The organism is Aurantiacibacter marinus (assembly GCF_001021555.1).
GTDB lineage: Bacteria > Pseudomonadota > Alphaproteobacteria > Sphingomonadales > Sphingomonadaceae > Alteraurantiacibacter > Alteraurantiacibacter marinus.
The window spans coordinates 486,342-506,136 of sequence record NZ_LDCP01000001.1 but is presented as its reverse complement, the minus strand read 5'-3'; the positions used below and the strand labels follow the sequence as shown (position 1 = coordinate 506,136).

The following is a 19,795-nucleotide window of genomic DNA, read 5'->3' as shown; positions in this document are numbered from 1 at the left end:
TCAGCCGGTGCGAAAGCGGGCGCGGTACAGGCCGGGGAAATTGGCCTGCAGCGCCCGGATCTTGGGTGCATCCCAGCGGCGGATGTAACCGTGGTTCGGATTGCGCTGGGCGAAATCCTGATGATAGGCCTCTGCTTCGAAGAAGCGATTGTGGTTTTCCACCTGAACGACAATGGGATCGCTCCACACCCCCGACCGTGCCATCTGGCGGATGTAGGACTGCGCGACGGTGCGCTGCTCTGCTGTCAGCGGCACAATTGCCGCACGGTAATGGGCACCGCGATCGGGCCCCTGACGATTGCGCAGGGTCGGGTCGGCGACGACCGAAAACAGGATCTCGAGCAGCTGGTCATAGCGCACGACAGACGGATCGTAGATCACGCGCACAGCTTCTGCATGGCGCGTAAAACCGCCCGAGACGCGGTCGTATGTGGCGTTTTGCGCCGTTCCGCCATGATAGCCTGAAACAGCGCTGGTTACGCCGCGGGTGTGACTGAACACGGCTTCGACGCCCCAAAAGCAGCCGCCAGCGAAGATCGCGGTTTGCAGGCCCTGTTCGTTGGCCTGGCGCGTGGCCGTGGGCGCATCGAACACCTCGGCAGACGCTGTGGCGGGCGTCAGTGCAAGGGCGCTGGCGCCCATGGCGATCGCTGTGAAGACAGTCCTAAAATGCATCATGCTCCTCCGAGTTGTGGGAAGATATTCGCCACAAGCACGGTCGCGGTTACACCAAAGCCCAAAAGAAAAGAGCGCACGAGATCAGAAGAAAAGAGCGTCATGGCAATGGTCCGGTTTGAAGGTCAGTTGTCGGTCAGTTCGTCACCCTGATAGGGATCGGTTACTTTCGAACGACTGAATTCGCGCGTTGCCTGCCGTTCACACAGCGCTTTAGGCCGTGCGTTCTTAAAATAGTGACAAGCCAATCCGCTTCCAGATGGACCTTCGCCCCATAACGGTCCCGGCCAGCCAAAGGCTTAGTGTTTGAAGTGGCGCATTCCGGTGAAGACCATTGCGATGCCGGCCTCATCCGCGGCGGCGATGACTTCCTCATCACGCATGGATCCGCCGGGTTGGATAACCATGGTCGCGCCCGCTTCTACTGCACTCATCAAACCATCGGCGAAAGGGAAGAACGCATCCGAGGCGACCGCGCTGCCAACTGTCATCGGCGCATCCCAGCCAGCAGCCTCTGCAGCTTCGGCAGCGCGCAGGGCGGCGATGCGGGAGGAATCGCGGCGGTTCATCTGGCCCGCGCCAATCCCTGCGGTCACATTGTCTTTTGCATAGACAATGGCATTGGATTTGACGTGCTTGGCGACTTTCCATGCAAACAGGGCATCGGCGATTTCCTGTGTGGTTGGCTGGCGCTTTGTGACCACTTTGAGATCGCCGGCATCAATCACACCATTGTCACGCGACTGGAACAGCATGCCGCCCGCAATACTCTTCATATCGAGACCAGGGCGGGCTGGATCAGGCAGGCCTTCGACGAGCAACAGGCGCAGGTTTTTCTTGGCCGCGAACGCTGTCCGTGCTGGTTCATCCGCACCAGGTGCAATAACCACTTCGGTGAAAATCTTGGTGATCGCCTCGGCGGTCGGCTGGTCCAATGGTACATTGGATGCAACAATTCCGCCGAAGGCAGATACGCTATCGCAAGCCAGCGCCTTTTCCCAAGCCTCAAGCAGGCTCGCGCCTTGGGCAACTCCGCAAGGATTGGCGTGCTTTACGATCACGATGGCGGGCGTATCAGCGGGAAATTCCGCGACCAGATTGAGCGCCGCATCGGCATCGTTGAGGTTGTTGTAAGACAGTTCCTTACCCTGCACCTGGCTTGCCTGCGGCACTCCGCCAGTGGCCGGTCCATTGGGAAGGTAAAGCGCGGCATTCTGGTGCGGGTTTTCGCCATATCGCAGGGTCGAGCCGAGCTTTGTCGCCACAGTCAAAGCCTCCGGGAACATCGCGCCTTGATCGGCAAAAGCGAACCAGCTGCTAATGGCCGAATCGTAAGCCGCAGTGGCCGCAAAGGCCTTCGCCGCCATGCGTTTGCGGAACGGCAGAGTGGTGCCGCCATTGTGCTCGGCCAGTTCATCATACAGGCCGCGGTAGTCTTCCGGATCCGTTACAATCGTCACATAGGCGTGGTTTTTCGCGGCAGAGCGCACCATGCTCGGCCCGCCGATGTCGATATTCTCGATGATCGTGTCGCGGTCCGCGCCGCTCATAACGGTATTCACAAAGGGATACAGGTTGACGATCACGAGGTCGATCGCGCCGATATCGTGTGCCTCCATCGCGTCCACATGGGCAGGATCATCGCGCACCGCCAGCAATCCGCCATGGATCATCGGGTGCAGCGTTTTCACGCGGCCATCCATCATTTCAGGAAAGCCCGTCACGTCCGACACATCGAGCACTTGCAGGCCCGCTTCGCGCAACGCCTTGGCCGTACCGCCTGTGGAAACCAGTTCGACCCCGACCTTCGCCAAACGGCTGGCGAGTTCGACAATACCGGTCTTGTCGGACACCGAAATCAGTGCCCGCTTGATCGCAACGTCAGTCATGCGTGATGCCTATCCCATTCGTTTGAGCAGCCAGGAAAAATTGCCGCCGCCGCGTGAGGCGAGGCCCTGAATCACCAGCTGTTGTACCGGATGCGGGCGACCGTTTCCATCGACCCACATGCTTTCTTCTATTTCGAGGCCTGGTTCTCCGGTGACGAATTGCCAGAAGCTGCCATCGGGCAGCACGAGACTGGCACTGCGCCCGCCTTCACCGAGAGTGGCCTCGACGTGGCGGCCTAGGTGGAACCGGATGGCATAGGAAACCTTGCCACGCTTACCCTTGCGGCCAGAAGGCACCAGCACATCTTCACCGCGTAATTCGCTGCCATCATCGCGCAGGATCAGGATGCGTTTGTGCAGCAGGCCGAACCGCTGTGCATAGCCATCATGGCTCGCCTCCAGACGCCGCGCGCTGCCGTTCTTCAACGTGACCGTGCGCATCTCGATTTCAACTTCGCCCACGCCAGAGCCCAGCTTGCCGTCAAGCAGGACTGCCGTCGAATTCGCATCGCCCAGCGTCAGCGTGGAATGGGCAGCGGTGGCGCGCAGACCCTGCTCGATGCGGATAGGCACTTGCCCGCCCGCCATCGCAGCACCGCCGCAATTCACGATCAGCCGGTGATCGCCATAACTGAATTCAAACGCCAGCGTGGACGCGCATCCGTGCCGCGCATGGCGTGCAAGCGGCGGCGGAGATGCATCCACCTGCAAAACAGCGGGCTTTGCAGCAATGCTCTGATAACCCCACCCACGCGGTTCACGTAAGGGGCGGGCGCGCACGCCGCTCGCCTCGATCAAAGCGGCCAGTCGGCTTGCCGGAACAGCGGCGCCGCCCTGCCAGCTACCAAGCCCGCCATCGCCGTGCGTCAGCGCCAGCAGCGGCGGCACCAGCAATTGCAGCACGGCCTGAATGGCCTCCGGAATGTCACGCTTCGCCGCGCGGTAACAAGCGGACAGCTCCACCAGCAGTTCGATCGCCTGAATTTGCGCCAGCGGACTGCGTGACAGCACGCCGCCATCATCGCCGACCAATTCACCCAGCGTCCGCGCCAAACCTGCCTCGCCGAACAGGCGGCGGGGCTTGCCATCGGACAGGAGTAATCCGGCAGCAGTGATTGCGCACCATCCGGCCAGCTCTCCCATGCGTTCAGGCGCTCGGGTAACGTTGCGGTCAAGCCAGCGCGCGGTTTCTTCCAGCGACGCGATGACATCCTGCCGCAGCGCCTTGTCCTTTCCGGACATTATCAGCGGCGCGTGCACCAGCCAGCCAAGCAACCGGAGCCCGGCATGCTCAACTTTCCAGGCCGGACCCTTTGCGGGCTTCGGATTGACCTTGAGCCAGCTCGTGACGACACGCTCTGCCACCTGGGTACATTGTTCGCGCGGGGCGCAGGCCTGCAAGTCGCGCAGCCAGGTAAAGCCGTGCACCGTGCGCTCGAATGGCGGACTGAGTTTTGCGGTCGGCCCGAAATCCACCTGCGCAATCGGTGCCTTGACTCCGTGAACGTAGAAATGCCCTGCCCGCAGCGCCATGCCTGCAGCGCGTTCACCAGCGAGCGGGCTTTCAACCGTCGCCAACAACCGCGTCCGCGCAGGCCTGCGGAACGGCTGCGCTAACGTGCTGCCCGGTATGCCCATGCGATAGGCCATGCGGAGGAAACGCTCGCCCGCCGAAATCGCCGGCGGATCGAAGTCCGTCAGGACCAGAGCGCGGTCGGCAGCAATGGTTTCATGCGTGCCGTGCGTATCGCCATCACTCTCGACCAGCGATTCTTCGATGTGGGCGTCCAGCGGGAGCGCCAGTTCATGCTGCAGATGTGCGCCCTTTTCCTGCGCCTCGCGCCGCAGCCCGAGCGCCTCGGCGTTCACGCGGCATCTCCGCGCAGGGCGGCGATATTGGCCGCGTAATGATCAGGCCCGCCTTTGAATGTGGCAGAACCAGCAACCAGCACATCCGCGCCCGCATCCACACATTGCCGCGCGGTTTCGGGATTAACGCCGCCGTCGACTTCGATCAGCACATCGTGCCCGGCCTTGTCGATCATGCGGCGCACCGCCTCGATCTTGCGCAGCTGCGATGGAATGAAGCTTTGTCCGCCGAAACCGGGATTGACACTCATGATCAGCACCAGATCGATTTCCTCAAGCAGATAATCGAGCATTTTGGCTGGCGTCGCGGGATTGAGCGATATGCCCGCTTTCTTGCCCAAAGCGCGGATCGCCTGCACCGTGCGATGCGTGTGTGCACCCGCCTCCGGATGGACAGTGATGATATCAGCGCCCGCATCGGCAAAGGCTTCCAGCCAATTGTCGACCGGCGATACCATCAGATGCACATCAAAGGTCTTTTGCGTGTGCGGGCGCAATGCCTTCACGACGTCAGGCCCGATAGTGATATTGGGCACATAATGCCCGTCCATCACGTCAACATGGATCCAGTTACAACCGGCCTCATCAATGGCGCGCACTTCTTCGCCCAGCCGCGCAAAGTCGGCCGAAAGGATCGAAGGAGAGATAAGCGGGCGGGTCATATGCATCCCCTGCGATAAAGATGCGCGAATCACCTCTCAAGGACGGGATGGCCAGATTTAAGACAATGGTGGGGGAAAACTCATAGTTTTACGAAGCTGACAGCCGTCTTCAGCCAGTGTTCAGTGGAAATGGCGCAAACAGCACGCAATTACGGATCGGGTTGTAATGCCGCTTCATGACCGCGCGACTTGTGCATCATGTGCGGCATTCTTGCGCTGGAGTGGAAAAATTCCGGTGCTGCAAGCCGAGGTCCGGTAAACGAGAACAGGGTTACGCAAGACATGACGATCACACGCAATTTCCGCATTTCCGGCGCCCTGCTGCTTGGTGCAGTGGCCGCGACCGGCATCGCCGTGCCGGCCAGCGCCCAGCAATATCGCCAGGAACTGCGGCATTCGGTCACGCCGTGTCGGGGCGAGGGGCCTGCCGTCTGGATCAACGTGACCGACATCGAAGCATCCAGCGGCACATTGCGCGTGCAATTGTATCGCGGCACGAGAGCCGACTGGCTTGAATCCGGCCGCTGGCTGAACCGTATCGAAGTGCCCGCGCGGGCTGGCAGCATGCAGATTTGCATGCCTGTGCCTTCGACCGGGGATTACGCGATAGCGATCCGGCATGACGTCAACGGCAATGGCAGCACCGATATCAGAACCGATGGCGGCGGCATGTCCAACAATCCCAGCATCAATATCTTCAACCTCGGCCGCCCAAGTATTGATCGCACGCGCTTTTCAATCGGCCGGGAGGTCAAGCCGATGACGATCCGCATACGCTATATGTAAATCCCTAATCGGCGCGTCTTTTGGCGCGCCACACCTTCCACAGAACACCCGGCGCCGCCAGCACCGGGTGTTTTTCGCGCCATGGTGTAACTTCCACCTTCACCCCTGTATGACGCTCCACCTTCCACGCAGCATAGCGGCCGGCGCCGTCGAAGGTGCGTGTCGCGCGCAGCAGGCGAGCGATATTGAGCGGCTTGCCCCACCGGCGGGAGCGACGCCATGATCGAAAAACCTGCCGGCGCCGAGCAGCGGGCATGACAGGCACCAGCAGATCGCCGGTGCCGGAATATGGAATTCCGGCCGATTCCAGCGCAGCAGGTAGCAATCCGGCGAAATGCGCAGCGTTGAGTTCCAGAATGGAATTCTCGCGCCCGGGCTTTTCAAAGCGGAGTTCGGCTTTGTAGGTCTGCCGAAAAAGTGCCCTCCAAAAGTCGTTCTCGCGCCCGCTTTGCGGCCCCAGCGCGACCGCCAGTTCGGATGCGATGCGTACCGCGTCTTCGATCACGTCCACGATCGCGGTCCTGTATGGTAATCCGGAGCGTTCATCACCGCCTTCACAGCACCACACCAGCGCGCTCGGCTGCACAAATCGCGCCCAGATGGTGCTGTCACGCGAAGCGCCCCTGGCAGCGTAGGCGAATTTGGCCAGCGTCATGGTTGCGATCTTGGCCCGCAGCGTTTCCCCTTCGTGCTCCCACTCGCGGTAGGATACGCGCGGCCAAATCCCGCGCTCGGGCGGACCGTCGGTCAGAACATAAAAGTCGAGTACGCCTTCCAGCGATCCGGTACGCAGATTGGAGCCATAGAACAGCACGGCAATGGCCTGCGCCTCTTTCCCGAGACGCGCGGCGAAAGCGGCAATGGCGGGATCAACCTTGCGGTCCAGCGCCGTTTCGACGCGGGCCGTCAGGTTCACGGTACGACGAAGCGCAGCTTGGCACCGACGCTCAGCCGGTATTGGCCTGCCGGGAAAGCTTCACCATCAAGGATGAAACTCTCGGACAAATCGAGCTCCAGCCCTTCGCTTCCAAAGGCGTGCGCGCCGCGCCGCTTTGTGGCTGCGCTAGCCGTACCGCGCATCAGGCCGGCAATTCTCAACAACAGTCCGCGCCCTGGGTTATCAAGCATTGCTACGCGCAATGGATTGCTGATCCCGCGAAACGGATTAAGCCCCGCGGGGAAATTTTCGAGAGTCGATGCGAACAGCAAATAACGCTCATTCGCGGGCAAACCGCCAAGGTGTTCCACTTCAGAACCATCTGCGCTGCGCACGCGCATCCGTGTGCCCCGGCGCCACACATTGCCCTTGCCGCCAAAAATTGCCTGAAGCACGCTCCAGCCCGTTGTCACGCCAACCACTGCAGCGTTGAACGCGCCAAGATCGTGCGACCGCTGACCCAGCGCAATACAATGATTGAAAACGCCCGCCCCCATGATGAAGCCGCGCACCTGGGCTTCTGCATTGTCCCACTGCGTCATGACAAGCGGCTGGCGACGTTTGATATTGCCGTTGTGAATTGCCGCCAACGCCTCTTCCAGCGTCCAGTCGGTGGGAATACCCAGATCAAGTGCAAGGGCATTGGTCTTGCCATGGGGAAGAATAATGACGGTCGGCCAGCTTTCGCCGAAAATCGCTGCCCCGCAGGACAAGACATCGCGCACGGTTCCATCACCGCCATCGATGGCAACGCAATCGACCCTGAGTGCGGCGAATTCCGCCAGGATCTCTGTCAGCTCGCTGCGAAGTCCCGGAGACCTGACGATCACATCCTCGGTCGCGCTGGCCGGAACGGCACCGCGCTGGTTGCGCTCGTCACCATTGTGATAGCTTCGGCGATTGCGGATCAGTCCAACAAGCGGCTTGCTTCGCACCGGGAACACAACTCCATCATCCGCCGCCAAAGAATCTGCACCGGCAGGGCTGGCGTCAATCCGCGGCAAGCGCTCAAAAAGATGGATGCTTTTTTGCATTACCAAATCGCCTTACACACTGCCCTGCTGCATTTTCTACGACCTTTTTCACGAATACCGCAAACCTGCCACCGCAGCGCAAATAATCGACCACTGCTATTGGTTTCGCGTTTAACCACGAAAAGGCTACTTTATGTAGGCTTGTAAACATGGGGGCCAATGCCTGTGTTGCAAGCCGCTCGATATCCGGCGTATCCGGGACCTGACCAATTTTACGGAGTGAAATGATGTTGACCGCCAGCCTGCTCGATGCCGCCAAGGGCGAAGAGGGCGCGATCATCGCGCTGCGCCGTGCCATTCACGCCGAACCAGAACTCGGGCTGGAAACGCCCAAGACGCTGGCGAAGGTCAAGGCGGCGCTCGCCGATTTGCCGCTGGTATGGCACGAAGGTCCTTCCTGCACCGGCGCGGTCGCAGTCCTGCAAGGGGCTCGGCCTGGCCCGAGCGTTCTGCTGCGCGGCGATATGGACGCCTTGCCGATGGACGAACACACCGGGCTGGATTTTGCCTCCACGATTCCCGGCCGTATGCACGCCTGTGGCCATGACGCGCATACTGCAATGTTGGCCGGCGCGGCGCGAATACTGGCGGCACGCACGGATGATCTGGCAGGCGAGGTACGTTTCATGTTCCAGCCGGGCGAGGAAGGCTTTCACGGCGCACGCTTCATGCTGGATGATGGCCTGCTGGGCGGTGAGACGGATTATCCGCTGCCCGATGCTGCCTTTGCGCTGCATGTCTGGCCCAACGCCCCCCATGGCCGTGTGGAAGGCCGCGCAGGTGCCATGATGGCCTCTGCCGATATGCTGGAGATCACTGTAAAGGGGCGCGGGGGCCATGCCTCCATGCCGCACGACGTTGTCGATCCGGTGCCAGTCGCTGCGGAAATCATAATTGCCCTGCAAACCATGATCACACGGCGCTTTGCCGCGACCGAAGCCAGCGTGCTGACGATCGGCAAGATGGAAGCCGGCTCCAACAACAATATCATTCCCGACAGCGCTTACCTGCTCGGCACGATGCGCAATTTGTCGCCGGAGCGGCGTGAAGCCATGAAAGTCGCGGTGCGGCAAGTGGCCGAAAACATCGCCCGCGCGCATGACTGCACGGCAGAAGTGACCATAACGCCAGGCTTCCCGCCTACCGTCAATGATGCCCGCGCGATCGCATTGGGCAAACACGTCGCCACTGCGCTTGGCGGAGAAGAGCCGTGGGCAGAGCGGCCCTCACCCACCATGGGCGCCGAAGATTTCTCCTACGTGCTGGAAAAAGTGCCCGGTGCAATGTTCTTCCTTGGCGTGGCAGCAGACGGTGTCGACTGGCAGGGCTGCTGCGGGCTGCATTCCAGCCGCATGGTGGTGGACGAAAGCGTCATGCCCAAGGGCGCTGCATTTCTGGCTGGCTGCGCCGTTGAATTTCTGGATAGTGGCTGGAAGTAGCTTTTGGCTTGGCGAGAGCCGCAGGCATTGCTAATCGCCCGGCAGGTCAAGCACCCGTAGCTCAGCTGGATAGAGCGCTGCCCTCCGAAGGCAGAGGTCGCGCGTTCGAATCGCGCCGGGTGCACCATCTTTTCAATCAACTGCTGCGGCGCACTGGCCTGCTGCCTTCACAAAACTTTCAGTGAGCCTCGGCCCAGGTCGACGCCGACGACAACGCAGCTTGGCCGAAATCCCAAAATCCCTTACATCGGTGTAATGACAGCAAGGATTAAATCCGAAGACAATCGCGTGGTCAGGGTTGGAATACTTTGGATGCTGCTGTCACTGCTGTCGCTGTTTATCATAATCCAGATCTCGAGCCCGGAATCGCGGCTCGAACGGATTGCAAGACTCCATGACTTAGGCGATGGCTACGTAATTTACGGGATAATCGGAGCCACTCCCACAAGCATATCTATCGGTAACAGTGCCGGCAAAACCCGAGCTTACTTCAACTTGTCAAAACCGATTACCGCTGCCGCCGTGATGGAACTGGTCGAATTGGGCACGATCGGTCTGGACGAAGAGATCGAGGGTGCAACCGTTGCCCAATTGCTAAGCCATTCTGCGGGTTGGGACAGCAATATTGATGGCGATCCTGTCACGAGCGCATCTCGAGATACGGAATGCATGAACCTGCCGGCACCCGAAAAACAATTCACTCCGGGTGCGAAACAGGTTTATTCCAATATCGGATATTGCATACTTGGTCGGTTGATAGAGGAGCGGACAGGCCAGCCTTACGATGACGCTATAAGGATGCTGATCCCTGAAGTCCGAGGCATGTCATATAACGCTTGGCTTGGGCCTGCCGGAGGCTGGAGCGGGACCGCAGGGCAATATTGGGACTTCGCCAGCCGCCCTCTCAATTGGGAAGGATTTGAAGGCCCTCCTCCCGGCTCGCCGCAGCCACACTACGGATTTGGCTGGGCATTGGGAGAGCACGACATCTCACATTACGGGATGATTACCGGCGAGGGCTATAATGTTGTCATGCGCTCCGGTGACACATTGGGCTTGGCTATGTTCGACAATAGTCCGGCTGATCCGGTTGAAACGCGCAACGATCTCCGACCCTTGTTAAGAAGTGGGTGGAGCCATTGATAAAAAAGGATTTTCCGAACCCTTGGTGTAAGCGGCCTTCTGCCCGAATCTACGTGTAATGCCCTCCGAAGGCAGAGGTCGCGCGTTCGAATCGCGCCGGGTGCACCAGTTTTCCCTTGGAACCTATCCGCTCCGCCAGCGCGGCCTGCTAACCACTTGGCAACTCTTGTCGGGCTATCGGCCAGCTGATGAACGCCGTCACTCCGAAATTCGGTCCCCGCTCTGTCGGTGGGCCTGGTCGTCAGACCGCGCAGGCCAGTGCGACCAGCCTGCGCTGGGCGGCGCTTTCCGAAGCGGGCAACGTTGTGGCCATGCTGGCAGGCCATCGGGCGGAACGGGCCGACAATACCATCCGCAACTTCCCCGCGCTGATGCGCGATGCAGAGCCGTGGCGGCGGGAACTGGCGGACAATGGCTGCGCCGATCTGGCGGCCGTGATGGAGCCGGGAATCGCCGCGTTGCTGGCGATCAATGCGCGAGGGTCCGATTGCAAACCGGCAGCGCAGGCACTGTGGCGGGAATTCACTGCCGCGCGCTCTGCCATGCTGGCGCTGGTACCGCCGTCCGGCGGAATGGGGCCGAAACGCAGCGCATAGCACGATACCGTCACCTCACCGCTTGACGATGTTCCTATTTCGTTCCAATTATGCGGCATGCCTGATTCTCTTGCCGCCCATCCCGATCATGATTCTACTGAAGAATTCGCCTTGCGTTCGCGCGCCGTTTGCCGGGGCATTTGCCGCCTGTTTGCGCGCAATGGAATTTGGGCGCTGACAGAAATGCCGCTGCGCAATGGGCGGCGCGCAGATCTGATGGGCATCGATTCTAAGGGCAAAATCGTTATTGTGGAGGTGAAAACTGCCCGTAGTGATCTGCTCGGCGATGGCAAATGGCCCGACTATCTGGATTTTTGTGACCGGTTCTATTGGGGTCTTCCGCCCGAATTGGACCGCAAGGTGCTCGAAGGCCCGGATTACCGGCCCGATTGCTGCGGCGTCATCGTAGCCGATGAATATGATGCGGAAATCGTGCGTCCTGCACCCAGCCATCCGCTCGTGGCCGCGCGCCGCCGGGTAGAGGTGGAACGGCTGGCCCGTACCGCGCTGCGCCGCCAGCTTGTTGCAATAGACCCGCAATGCGCCAATTGGGGCGGAGAACTGGCGGGATAGGTTTTTCAGGGTAGAGGAATCTTCACTCAGGCCGCATAGAGGCATCAACATGCTCGCCGCCATCGCCCTTTCCGCCCTTGTCATGACAGCCATCATCGCGGTGCGGTATATGGCGACCAGTGCGCTGTTTGCCTGGGCCACAGCCAGGGTGCGCCCGGGCCTTTACAACGGGCTCGATCCGCAAATCCGCAAGGAAATAGCCTGGTCGCTGCTGTCTGCGGTGATTTACGGAGTGCCCGCAGGCGCGGTCGCATGGGGATGGCACAATCACGGCTGGACGCAGCTTTATACCGATCTTGGCGATTATCCGCTTTGGTATTTGCCGGTATCGCTGTTCCTGTACCTGTTCGCCCACGACACCTGGTTTTACTGGACCCACCGTTTGATGCACCGGCCCAAATGGTTTCGCATTGCCCATGCCGTCCATCACGCCAGCCGCCCGCCAACCGCTTGGGCAGCCATGAGCTTTCATCCGGTCGAGGCGCTGACCGGTGCCATAGTCATCCCGTTTCTTGTATTCCTGATCCCTGTCCATGTCAGCATTTTGGGGCTGGTTCTGGCAATCATGACAGTCATGGGCGTGACCAATCATATGGGTTGGGAAATGTTTCCTCGCTGGCTTGTTCATTCGCCAGCAGGCAAGTGGCTGATAACAGCAAGCCATCATCAGCGGCACCACGACGAATATCGCTGCAATTATGGCCTCTACTTCAGATTTTGGGATCACCTGTGCAAAACCGACAAAGGATTGGGTCAGCCCGCAACGCGGCCTTAATTGCAGCTCTGGCTGTCACTGCCTCCGCCGCCCCGCTGCAGGCGGAATCGGCCGGTACGGATGTCACGGTGTCCGTCACCAATCTCCGCAACACAGACGGCGTTCTGCGCGCCTGCATGACGCGTGACGAGGACCGGTTCCCGCGCTGCCAGAATGCGCAGCAGGGCTACCGTGTTGTTGTCCCCGCAGGCGAAGGGGCCGTGCTGCATTTCCGCAATGTAACGCCCGGTACATATGCCATCGCTCTGTTGCATGATGAAAACGACAATGGCCGCGCAGACCGTGCATTGGGGATGATGCCGACAGAGGGATTCGGTTTTTCCCGCGATGCACCTGTCCGCATGGGACCGCCCGATTTTGATGATGCAGCCGTAACAATTGGTTCCGAAAGCAGCCGACTAACCATACGCATGCGGTACATGCTTTAGAATAAACAGGGCTTTGCCGCCCTGCGCGCCAGCATTTCCCGGCGCAACTTCACGGAAAATTTACCACGTCGCGCCAAAAGGGTCCCTGCAATCCCAGGGAAAGGCTTTTGGGCATGGACACTTATCGCGGCAATATCGGCTCGCTCGACACGTTGGATCTCGACGGTTTCGACACCTATGATGCCGATGTGCACGATCTTGAGGACGAGGTAGACGACAGTCCGCCCCCCAGTATCGGCGGTGATGAACGCCGGATGCAGGTGCGTGCCTATAATTTCTGGGCCAGCCTGCTGGAAGATCGCAATTTCCCTTCGATAGAAGACCTTGATCCCACGCTGTTGCCCGATTTCGGGCCGAACAGCGTGCTGTTGGATTTTTCGATCGGAGGGGTCGATCCCACAATCGCCTTCATTGGCGAAAAGCTGGCCGCAGAATGTAAAACAACCGATGACACGCCGGAACGCCTGTCTGACGTCACCCCGCGCTCTTTGCTGTCACGCATCACCGATCATTACATGCAGATCATCGCGAATCAGTCGCCGATCGGTTTTGAAGCCGAATTCGTCAACCATGCCGGCGCGACCATTTTGTATCGCGGCATTCTGCTGCCTTTTTCCAGCGATGACGAAACGATCGATTTCATTTACGGCGTGATCAACTGGAAAGAGATGGCAGACGCCCGCTCTGCAAGCGAATTGCTTCTGGAAATCGACCAGGCGCTGGAAGACAGCCTGACGCTTGGCAAAGGCCATGCGCGTAAAGCCGATCTGACTGACTGGGCTGATGGGCCCGCGGCGTTTCTAGGGCGCGATACCGCGCCTGACGAAGAAGCTGTGCGGCCATCATTCGATCTTTCCGGCCAATCCGATTTGCCCGTCCAGTCCGGTGCTGCATCCGGGCCCCCCTCTGTTCCCGTCGCCTTTGGCGATCCGGAATCAATGGAATTGGCCGATTGGCTCGCCGCCGCGCGGGAAACAGCGCAGCTTGCCAGCAGCAGCGAAGAACGGACCCGCGCAGCCCTGTATGATGCGGTTGGCCGTGCCTGGGATTTCGCCATAGCCGCTGCCGGTGCGCCGAAGGATTTTGCCGAATTGTTAAAAGATGCGGGCATTGCGATGCAGGAACGTGCGCCAATGACTCCGGTTGTGAAGCTCGTCTTCGGCACTGGTTACGACAAGACCCGGCTTACCGAATATGCCGCCGTGCTGTCCTATGCGCAGCGCAACGGCATCGAACGGGGAAAGCTTGGGGCATACCTTACGCAGGCTGACGGGGGCCTCAAAGGCGTCGTCGCTGAAGAACGCGCCTTCCGCCGCGCCGGCGCCGCAACGCGCCCTGTCCGGAAAGGTCCGCGCAAGGTCACGGTCAGGAAATTGCGCAATATCACACCGCAAGGTTTCGCCGCCTTGCCGCCGGAGGGCGAGGAATTTGCGCTGGTGATGGTACGCCGTACAGAATCCGGTGAACTGGTTGTGCTGGGTGAAGTGCCGCAAAATGCCGGCCTGCTAGAAAAGGCTGCGCGCAGCCTGATGAGCTGACACAATCCGCTAATGGGTGGGCAAACACCCCGCGATTCGTTAGCGCATCGCGGATGGTCTTTTCCCGCAATGTAGCCACACGCCTCCAACCCTATTTCGGCCATCGCAGCGCTGATCGGCTCGTGCTTTCCGCGCGCGCCCTGCGCTCCGCCCCTGCCGCTTTTGGCGAAGGATCCCGCTGGCGCGCAATCCGCACCATGATGGCGCAATTCGCGAGCCGTGAAGTCGGCAGTGTGGATGTTCGGCTGGTGATCGAAGGCGAAGCCGGCACGCTGCTTGATCAGGCCGGCACAACAGACCACGAAGGCTTTGTCCATTTCGACATAGCGCTGTCGCCGGCGTGGGACTTGCCAGATCATCCAGCGTGGGAAGTGGCGCAATTGCGCTGGATCAACAGCGAGGGGCCGCAAAGCGCGGACGCTCATATTCTTGTGCCGGGCAAGGACAGCAACCTCGCCGTCATATCCGATATCGACGACACTATCATCGAAAGCGGCATTACCGGCGGTCCGCGCAATATTGCCCGCAATTGGAAGCGCGTTCTTGCGCAATTGCCGCATGAACGGATCGCCGTGCCGGGTGCGGATGCCTTTTATGGCGCGCTTGGCGGCGGCGTGACGGCAACGGGTGAGAAGCATGGCGCAAAAATGATGCCTGCGACGCACCGGCCATTTTTCTACATCTCCTCCAGCCCGTGGAACCTGTTTTCCTATCTGGTGGCGTTCCAGCGGTTGAAAGGTCTGCCGCTTGGCCCGATCCACTTGCGCGATTGGGGCTTCAACCGCGAAACATTCGGCTCCGGCAGTCACGGCGCGCACAAAGAAGCAGCCATCGCTTCTATCCTGGGGATGTATCCGGCAATGCAATTCGCGCTGATCGGGGATGACACGCAAGGCGATCTGCCTGCCTTCGCCCATGCTGTGGAGACGCATCCGGGCCGCGTTGCTGCGGTTTTTCTGCGCAGCGCTGCGGGAGAGGCGTTCTCGCCCGAAGAACAGGTTGCAAAGGCCACCATAGAGGCGGCAGGCGTTCCGCTGTGGCTCGGCGAAAGTTACGAGCAGGGCGTGGACTTCCTGGGCGAGCTTGGCTTTACGCCAGGCGGCGAAACGGAGCAGATCGTGCGCACGGTCGAAAAGGTTGAAACCGCTAAGGAATCGCGTGATCAGGGCGTGTCCGGCCCGTAATCTTCAGTTTCCGTTCAGCGCAGTGCGCGCTACGCATGGCACCCTATGCGCAAACCAGCCTTCAAACCCGCCCGGCTCCTGGCCAATTTGCTTTGCATCCTCGCCGTTTCGGCGATGGTCGCCCAGCCGGTCGCCGCGCAGGGCATCAGCGTTCTGCGCGATGCCGAGACAGAAGAACTGCTGCAGGATATGGTCGATCCGCTGGCCGAAGCCGCCGGACTTGGCGAAGGCTCGGTCGAAGTTGTCCTGATCAATGACAATTCCATCAATGCCTTCGTTGCCGGCGGACAGCGCATTTTCATTCATTCCGGCCTGCTGAACGAGGCCGACGATGTGGGCGAAGTTCAAGGCGTGCTGGCGCATGAATTGGGCCATATTACCGGCGGCCATATCAATCGCTATTCCGAAGGTGCCGGCAATGCGATGCGCATCACTCTGCTGTCCGCCTTGCTGGCAGCAGCAGCCGCACTGGCTGGCGGCGGGGAAGCCGCAATGGGTGTGATGGCGGCTGGCCAGCAAGCCGCAATGGGCAGTTTCCTGTCTTTCAGCCGTACACAGGAAGCCAGCGCCGATGCGGCAGGGGCGCAATTCCTCAGCGATGCAGGCATCAGCGGGCAGGGCAGCTTGCGATTTTTCCAGCGATTGCAGAATTACGAATTCCGCCGGGGGATCAGCCAGGCGAATGAACGGGAATACGGCCGTACGCACCCGCTGTCAGGCAATCGCATCTCGCGCCTGCGTGAAGATTATATCGTCGATCCTGCATGGGAAACGCCCAGCGATCCTGATCTGCAACTGCGGTTTGAGCGCGCAAAGGCCAAGCTGTATGGCTTCCTTGCCCCCCCAGAGCGCGTTCTGGTGGCTTTCCCTGCATATTTGAACGACATTCCCGCCCGCTATGCCCGCGCCTACGCCTTTCACAAGGATGCACGGATAGAGGAGGCGCTGTCCGAAGTGGACGCGCTGATCGCGATGGAACCGGACAACCCCTATTTCCTTGAGCTGAAAGGGCAGGTCCTGCTCGAATCAGGCCGCGTCGAGGCTGCCTTGCCCCCGCTGCGCGAAGCCACGCGGCTTACCGGGTCCAATCCGCTGATCGCCAGCATTTTGGGCCACGCCCTGATAGCAACCGACAATCCGGCCAATCTGGACGAAGCGGAAAGCGTTCTGCGGGCCGCCATCGGGCGGGACCGTGAAAACCCCTTCGCCTGGTATCAGCTCAGTGTGGTTTACGGCCAGCGCGGTGACACGCCGCGCGCCCGGCTTGCCAGCGCTGAACAGCAGATAATGGCCGGCAATCCGCAAGGCGCGTTGATGAACGCAAGCGCAGCAGAGCAAGCGCTTCCGGTGGGCTCGCCCGACTGGATCCGGTCGCAGGATGTGCAATTACAGGCGCGCGCGCAGCTTGAACGGTTGGCGGATCGCAACTAGGTCAGGCGCATGCGTTGGATCATCACCACTATCGTCGCGCTTGTCGCAGGTTTCGCCGGAGCAGCGGCATGGGATTATTCGGGCTTTGGGTCGGATCGCATGCGCGCCGATCTGATTGCCCAGCCCGACTGGCTGCCCGAGGCCATGAACGAATATCAGGCCCTGCAGATGGCGGAACAGATCGCCCCGCTGCGCGCCGAGCTGGAAGCGCCCTATCCCGGAGCTGTTCTGGGCAATCCCGAAGGCGCCATCACGCTGGTGGAATTTTCGGATTACGCTTGCGGCTACTGCCGCCAGACACTTGCGGATGTAAATGCGCTGATCGCTGCCAACCCCGATTTGAAAGTTGTGGTCCGCGAATATCCGATCCTGTCCGCAGGCAGCGCAGATGCCGCGCGCATGGCCCTTGCCGCCGCAGATCAGGGACGCTTTGAAGAATTTCACAATGCCATGTTTGCGCAGGACGGCCCGAGCATGGATGGCATCACGGCAGCTGCCACGGCTGCGGGTGTCGATCTGGCCGCAGCGCAAACTGCCATCGAGGCGGGCCAGTATGAATCGCAGTTGCAGAATAACGTCTTTCTTGGCCAGACCATGCGCCTTTCAGGCACTCCGGCATTTGTCGTGGGCAATCAGGTTTTGAACGGCGCGGTTGGCGCAGAACGGATCGGCGAGGCCATCGCCGAAGCGCGCGATTCCTAGGACATACCACGAGCGCAGGGAGGCCTGCCCATGCAAATGCCTCTGACGCGGGCGGGAAATTCCGCTAGAAAGCTCGGCATGGCTGTGCTGCCTTTCGAACCTACCCCGTTCTTCAAGGACAAGAACCGCGCGTTCTGGCGGCTCCAGCTGCTTGGTTGGGGCGGTGCCTTTCTGCTGCGTTCGGTGTCCGGCATCGTCAACGGATCCGACCTGTCGTTCTTCGCGATCGTCCTGATCGAAGCCATTACCGGTTTTTCCATCAGCACTGTGCTGTCGGTCATTTATAACAGCCTGATAAAGCGCAACCCGCTGACGACCTGGGGGGTGACCTCCATAGTGCTGGCGATTTCCGTGCTGATCTATGCATTTATCCAGACATGGGTGCGCCAGCTAACCCTCGCAGAGCCTACCGGGTTCACACAATTGCTGGTCGGTTATGTGATTTTCCCGCTGACATTGCTCGGTGCATGGTCGGCCTTGTATTATGCGATCAATTTCTTCCTCCAGGTGGAAGAACAAACAGACAGGCTGGAACGTCTGAGGGCACAGGCGACAGCTGCTCAGCTGGCCATGCTGCGGTATCAGCTGAACCCGCATTTCCTGTTCAACACGCTCAATTCCATCAGCACATTGGTGCTGCTGAAACAAACGGCGCCCGCCAATGCCATGCTGATCAAGCTTTCCAGCTTTCTGCGGCACACGCTGATTACGCAGCCCGGCGGCAAGGTGAGCGTGGCGCAGGAAGTGGAGACGTTGCAGCTGTATCTCGAAATAGAGCGGATGCGCTTTGAAGAGCGGCTGCGTACAGAATTCCGCGTGGATGATGATGCAGCCAAAGCTGCCGTGCCATCCTTCCTGCTGCAACCGCTGGTGGAAAACGCTATCAAATACGGCGTATCCGCACAGGAAGAGGGGGCGCGTATCAGCCTGGCAGCCAAGGTGATCGGATCACGCCTGCGGTTGACGGTAAACGATACCGGACCGGGCCTGCAAGGCAACCAGAACGCCGCAGAGGCGGTGGCGCGCGGCCATTCTTCCACCGGCGTTGGCCTGGCCAATATTCTGGAACGGCTAAAGCAGGCTTATGGCGAGGATCACCGGTTCGAAATTGAAACTCCTCCCGATGGCGGTTTCACCGTTGTAATTGAAATTCCTTATGAACTTGCAGAGGAAGACAGTCCTGCCTTCGCACCCCCGAAACTTCCCGGCACTTCGTCCGTTGAAGATGGCAGGGACGTGATAATCGGAACCCCCCAGACCGGAGCCCACGCATGACCATCCGAACAATCCTCGTCGACGACGAGAAGCTCGCCATCCAGGGCCTGCAATTGCGCCTGGAACCGCATCAGGACATCGAAGTGATCGAGACCTGCGCGAATGGGCGAGAAGCGATCCGCGCGATCAAGACGCTGAAGCCTGATCTCGTGTTCCTCGATATCCAGATGCCGGGTTTTGACGGGTTTTCCGTGGTCAAAGGCGTGATGGAAATCGATCCGCCGTTGTTCGTCTTCGTCACTGCCTATCAGGAACACGCGATCCGTGCATTCGAGGCAAATGCGGTAAACTACCTGATGAAGCCGGTGGATGAGGACAAGCTGGCCGACACGATTGAACGTGTGCGCCAGCGCCTCGCCGAAAAACGCTCTTCCGAAGAAGCCGAAAAGCTGAAGGACGTGCTGGCCGAAGTCAGCCCCGAAAGCCTTGAGGACATGGGCGAGGAAGAAAGCGCAAGCCGCTACGAAAAGATGATCAACGTGAAGGATCGGGGGCAGATCTTCCGCGTGGATGTCGATACGATCGAACATATCGAAGCCGCAGGCGATTACATGTGCATTTACACCGGCGACAATTCGCTGATCCTGCGCGAAACGATGAAAGATCTGGAACGGCGGCTTGATCCGAAGAACTTCCAGCGCGTCCACCGCTCGACCATCGTGAACCTCGATCAGGTGCGGCAGGTAAAACCGCACACCAATGGTGAATGCTTCCTCGTGCTGGATTCAGGCGCCGAGGTAAAAGTATCGCGCAGTTACCGGGACGTAGTTGCGCGATTCGTTCATTAGTTTGTCTTGCGCACGCCCGTCCGGGCGCGCGTCCTTCCGGCTGCTCCCTCCGCTTCGCTTCCGGACCGGTC

19 protein-coding genes and 1 tRNA gene are annotated in these 19,795 nt (G+C 60.0%); 14 read left to right on the top strand and 6 right to left on the bottom strand.

Annotated features, from left to right (window positions below; all coding sequences use genetic code 11):
* The 4 genes from msrA to rpe all read right to left on the bottom strand — a co-directional run bounded on the left by msrA (position 1) and on the right by rpe (position 5,095).
* Positions 1–678, bottom strand: coding sequence for a peptide-methionine (S)-S-oxide reductase MsrA (gene msrA / locus AB731_RS02555; protein ID WP_047092544.1), 678 nt, complete (start codon positions 676–678; stop codon positions 1–3).
* A 296-nt stretch (positions 679–974) separates the two neighbouring features.
* Positions 975–2,564, bottom strand: coding sequence for a bifunctional phosphoribosylaminoimidazolecarboxamide formyltransferase/IMP cyclohydrolase (gene purH / locus AB731_RS02550; RefSeq protein ID WP_047092545.1), 1,590 nt, complete (start codon positions 2,562–2,564; stop codon positions 975–977).
* Positions 2,565–2,573: 9 nt separating this feature from the next.
* On the bottom strand, positions 2,574–4,433 hold the full coding sequence (locus AB731_RS02545; RefSeq protein ID WP_231638812.1) for a heparinase II/III family protein: 1,860 nt from the start codon (positions 4,431–4,433) through the stop codon (positions 2,574–2,576).
* Entirely contained in the window at positions 4,430–5,095 is a 666-nt protein-coding gene (rpe, locus tag AB731_RS02540) for a ribulose-phosphate 3-epimerase (RefSeq protein WP_047093128.1), read from the bottom strand. Before rpe ends, AB731_RS02545 begins: the two co-directional genes overlap by 4 nt.
* Positions 5,096–5,293: 198 nt before the next feature.
* Here rpe and AB731_RS02535 point away from each other — a divergent pair, with 198 nt between their 5' ends.
* Complete coding sequence (locus tag AB731_RS02535) at positions 5,294–5,881, top strand: DUF2141 domain-containing protein (protein ID WP_231638811.1); 588 nt, start codon at positions 5,294–5,296, stop codon at positions 5,879–5,881.
* Positions 5,882–5,885: 4 nt separating this feature from the next.
* Here the strand turns inward: AB731_RS02535 and AB731_RS02530 are convergent, their stop codons facing one another.
* A complete protein-coding gene (locus AB731_RS02530; protein WP_407921637.1) occupies positions 5,886–6,791 on the bottom strand; it encodes a hypothetical protein in 906 nt (301 codons plus the stop codon).
* A gap of 2 nt (positions 6,792–6,793) precedes the next feature.
* On the bottom strand, positions 6,794–7,852 hold the full coding sequence (locus tag AB731_RS02525) for a diacylglycerol/lipid kinase family protein (protein ID WP_047092547.1): 1,059 nt from the start codon (positions 7,850–7,852) through the stop codon (positions 6,794–6,796).
* A 227-nt stretch (positions 7,853–8,079) separates the two neighbouring features.
* On the opposite strand from AB731_RS02525, the gene AB731_RS02520 reads away from it, so the two are divergent.
* The 13 genes from AB731_RS02520 (at position 8,080) to AB731_RS02455 (ending at position 19,724) form a co-directional block, all read left to right on the top strand.
* Complete coding sequence (locus tag AB731_RS02520; RefSeq protein ID WP_047093130.1) at positions 8,080–9,291, top strand: M20 metallopeptidase family protein; 1,212 nt, start codon at positions 8,080–8,082, stop codon at positions 9,289–9,291.
* Positions 9,292–9,341: 50 nt separating this feature from the next.
* Positions 9,342–9,418 (top strand) — tRNA-Arg (locus AB731_RS02515).
* Positions 9,419–9,546: 128 nt separating this feature from the next.
* The gene (locus tag AB731_RS02510) at positions 9,547–10,434 is read left to right on the top strand and encodes a serine hydrolase domain-containing protein (RefSeq protein WP_047092548.1); all 888 of its coding nucleotides are present in this window, start codon (positions 9,547–9,549) and stop codon (positions 10,432–10,434) included.
* 188 nt (positions 10,435–10,622) lie between these two features.
* Positions 10,623–11,030, top strand: coding sequence for a hypothetical protein (locus AB731_RS02500; RefSeq protein WP_052768893.1), 408 nt, complete (start codon positions 10,623–10,625; stop codon positions 11,028–11,030).
* A gap of 57 nt (positions 11,031–11,087) precedes the next feature.
* Positions 11,088–11,603 carry an MmcB family DNA repair protein gene (locus tag AB731_RS02495; protein ID WP_047092549.1) on the top strand — a complete coding sequence of 172 codons (516 nt, stop codon included), beginning with the start codon at positions 11,088–11,090 and terminating at the stop codon, positions 11,601–11,603.
* A gap of 49 nt (positions 11,604–11,652) precedes the next feature.
* The gene (locus tag AB731_RS02490; RefSeq protein ID WP_047092550.1) at positions 11,653–12,378 is read left to right on the top strand and encodes a sterol desaturase family protein; all 726 of its coding nucleotides are present in this window, start codon (positions 11,653–11,655) and stop codon (positions 12,376–12,378) included.
* A 68-nt stretch (positions 12,379–12,446) separates the two neighbouring features.
* On the top strand, positions 12,447–12,806 hold the full coding sequence (locus tag AB731_RS02485; protein WP_231638810.1) for a DUF2141 domain-containing protein: 360 nt from the start codon (positions 12,447–12,449) through the stop codon (positions 12,804–12,806).
* 113 nt (positions 12,807–12,919) lie between these two features.
* The gene (locus AB731_RS02480; protein ID WP_052768894.1) at positions 12,920–14,344 is read left to right on the top strand and encodes a PAS domain-containing protein; all 1,425 of its coding nucleotides are present in this window, start codon (positions 12,920–12,922) and stop codon (positions 14,342–14,344) included.
* A gap of 53 nt (positions 14,345–14,397) precedes the next feature.
* On the top strand, positions 14,398–15,528 hold the full coding sequence (locus tag AB731_RS02475) for a phosphatase domain-containing protein (RefSeq protein ID WP_047092551.1): 1,131 nt from the start codon (positions 14,398–14,400) through the stop codon (positions 15,526–15,528).
* A gap of 45 nt (positions 15,529–15,573) precedes the next feature.
* Positions 15,574–16,959 (top strand): M48 family metalloprotease, encoded by a 1,386-nt coding sequence (locus AB731_RS02470; protein ID WP_047092552.1) that lies wholly within the window; start codon positions 15,574–15,576, stop codon positions 16,957–16,959.
* A 9-nt stretch (positions 16,960–16,968) separates the two neighbouring features.
* Entirely contained in the window at positions 16,969–17,661 is a 693-nt protein-coding gene (locus AB731_RS02465) for a DsbA family protein (protein WP_047092553.1), read from the top strand.
* A gap of 78 nt (positions 17,662–17,739) precedes the next feature.
* Positions 17,740–18,936 carry a sensor histidine kinase gene (locus AB731_RS02460; RefSeq protein ID WP_047092554.1) on the top strand — a complete coding sequence of 399 codons (1,197 nt, stop codon included), beginning with the start codon at positions 17,740–17,742 and terminating at the stop codon, positions 18,934–18,936.
* Complete coding sequence (locus AB731_RS02455; RefSeq protein ID WP_047092555.1) at positions 18,933–19,724, top strand: LytR/AlgR family response regulator transcription factor; 792 nt, start codon at positions 18,933–18,935, stop codon at positions 19,722–19,724. Before AB731_RS02460 ends, AB731_RS02455 begins: the two co-directional genes overlap by 4 nt.
* Positions 19,725–19,795 lie beyond the last annotated feature (71 nt).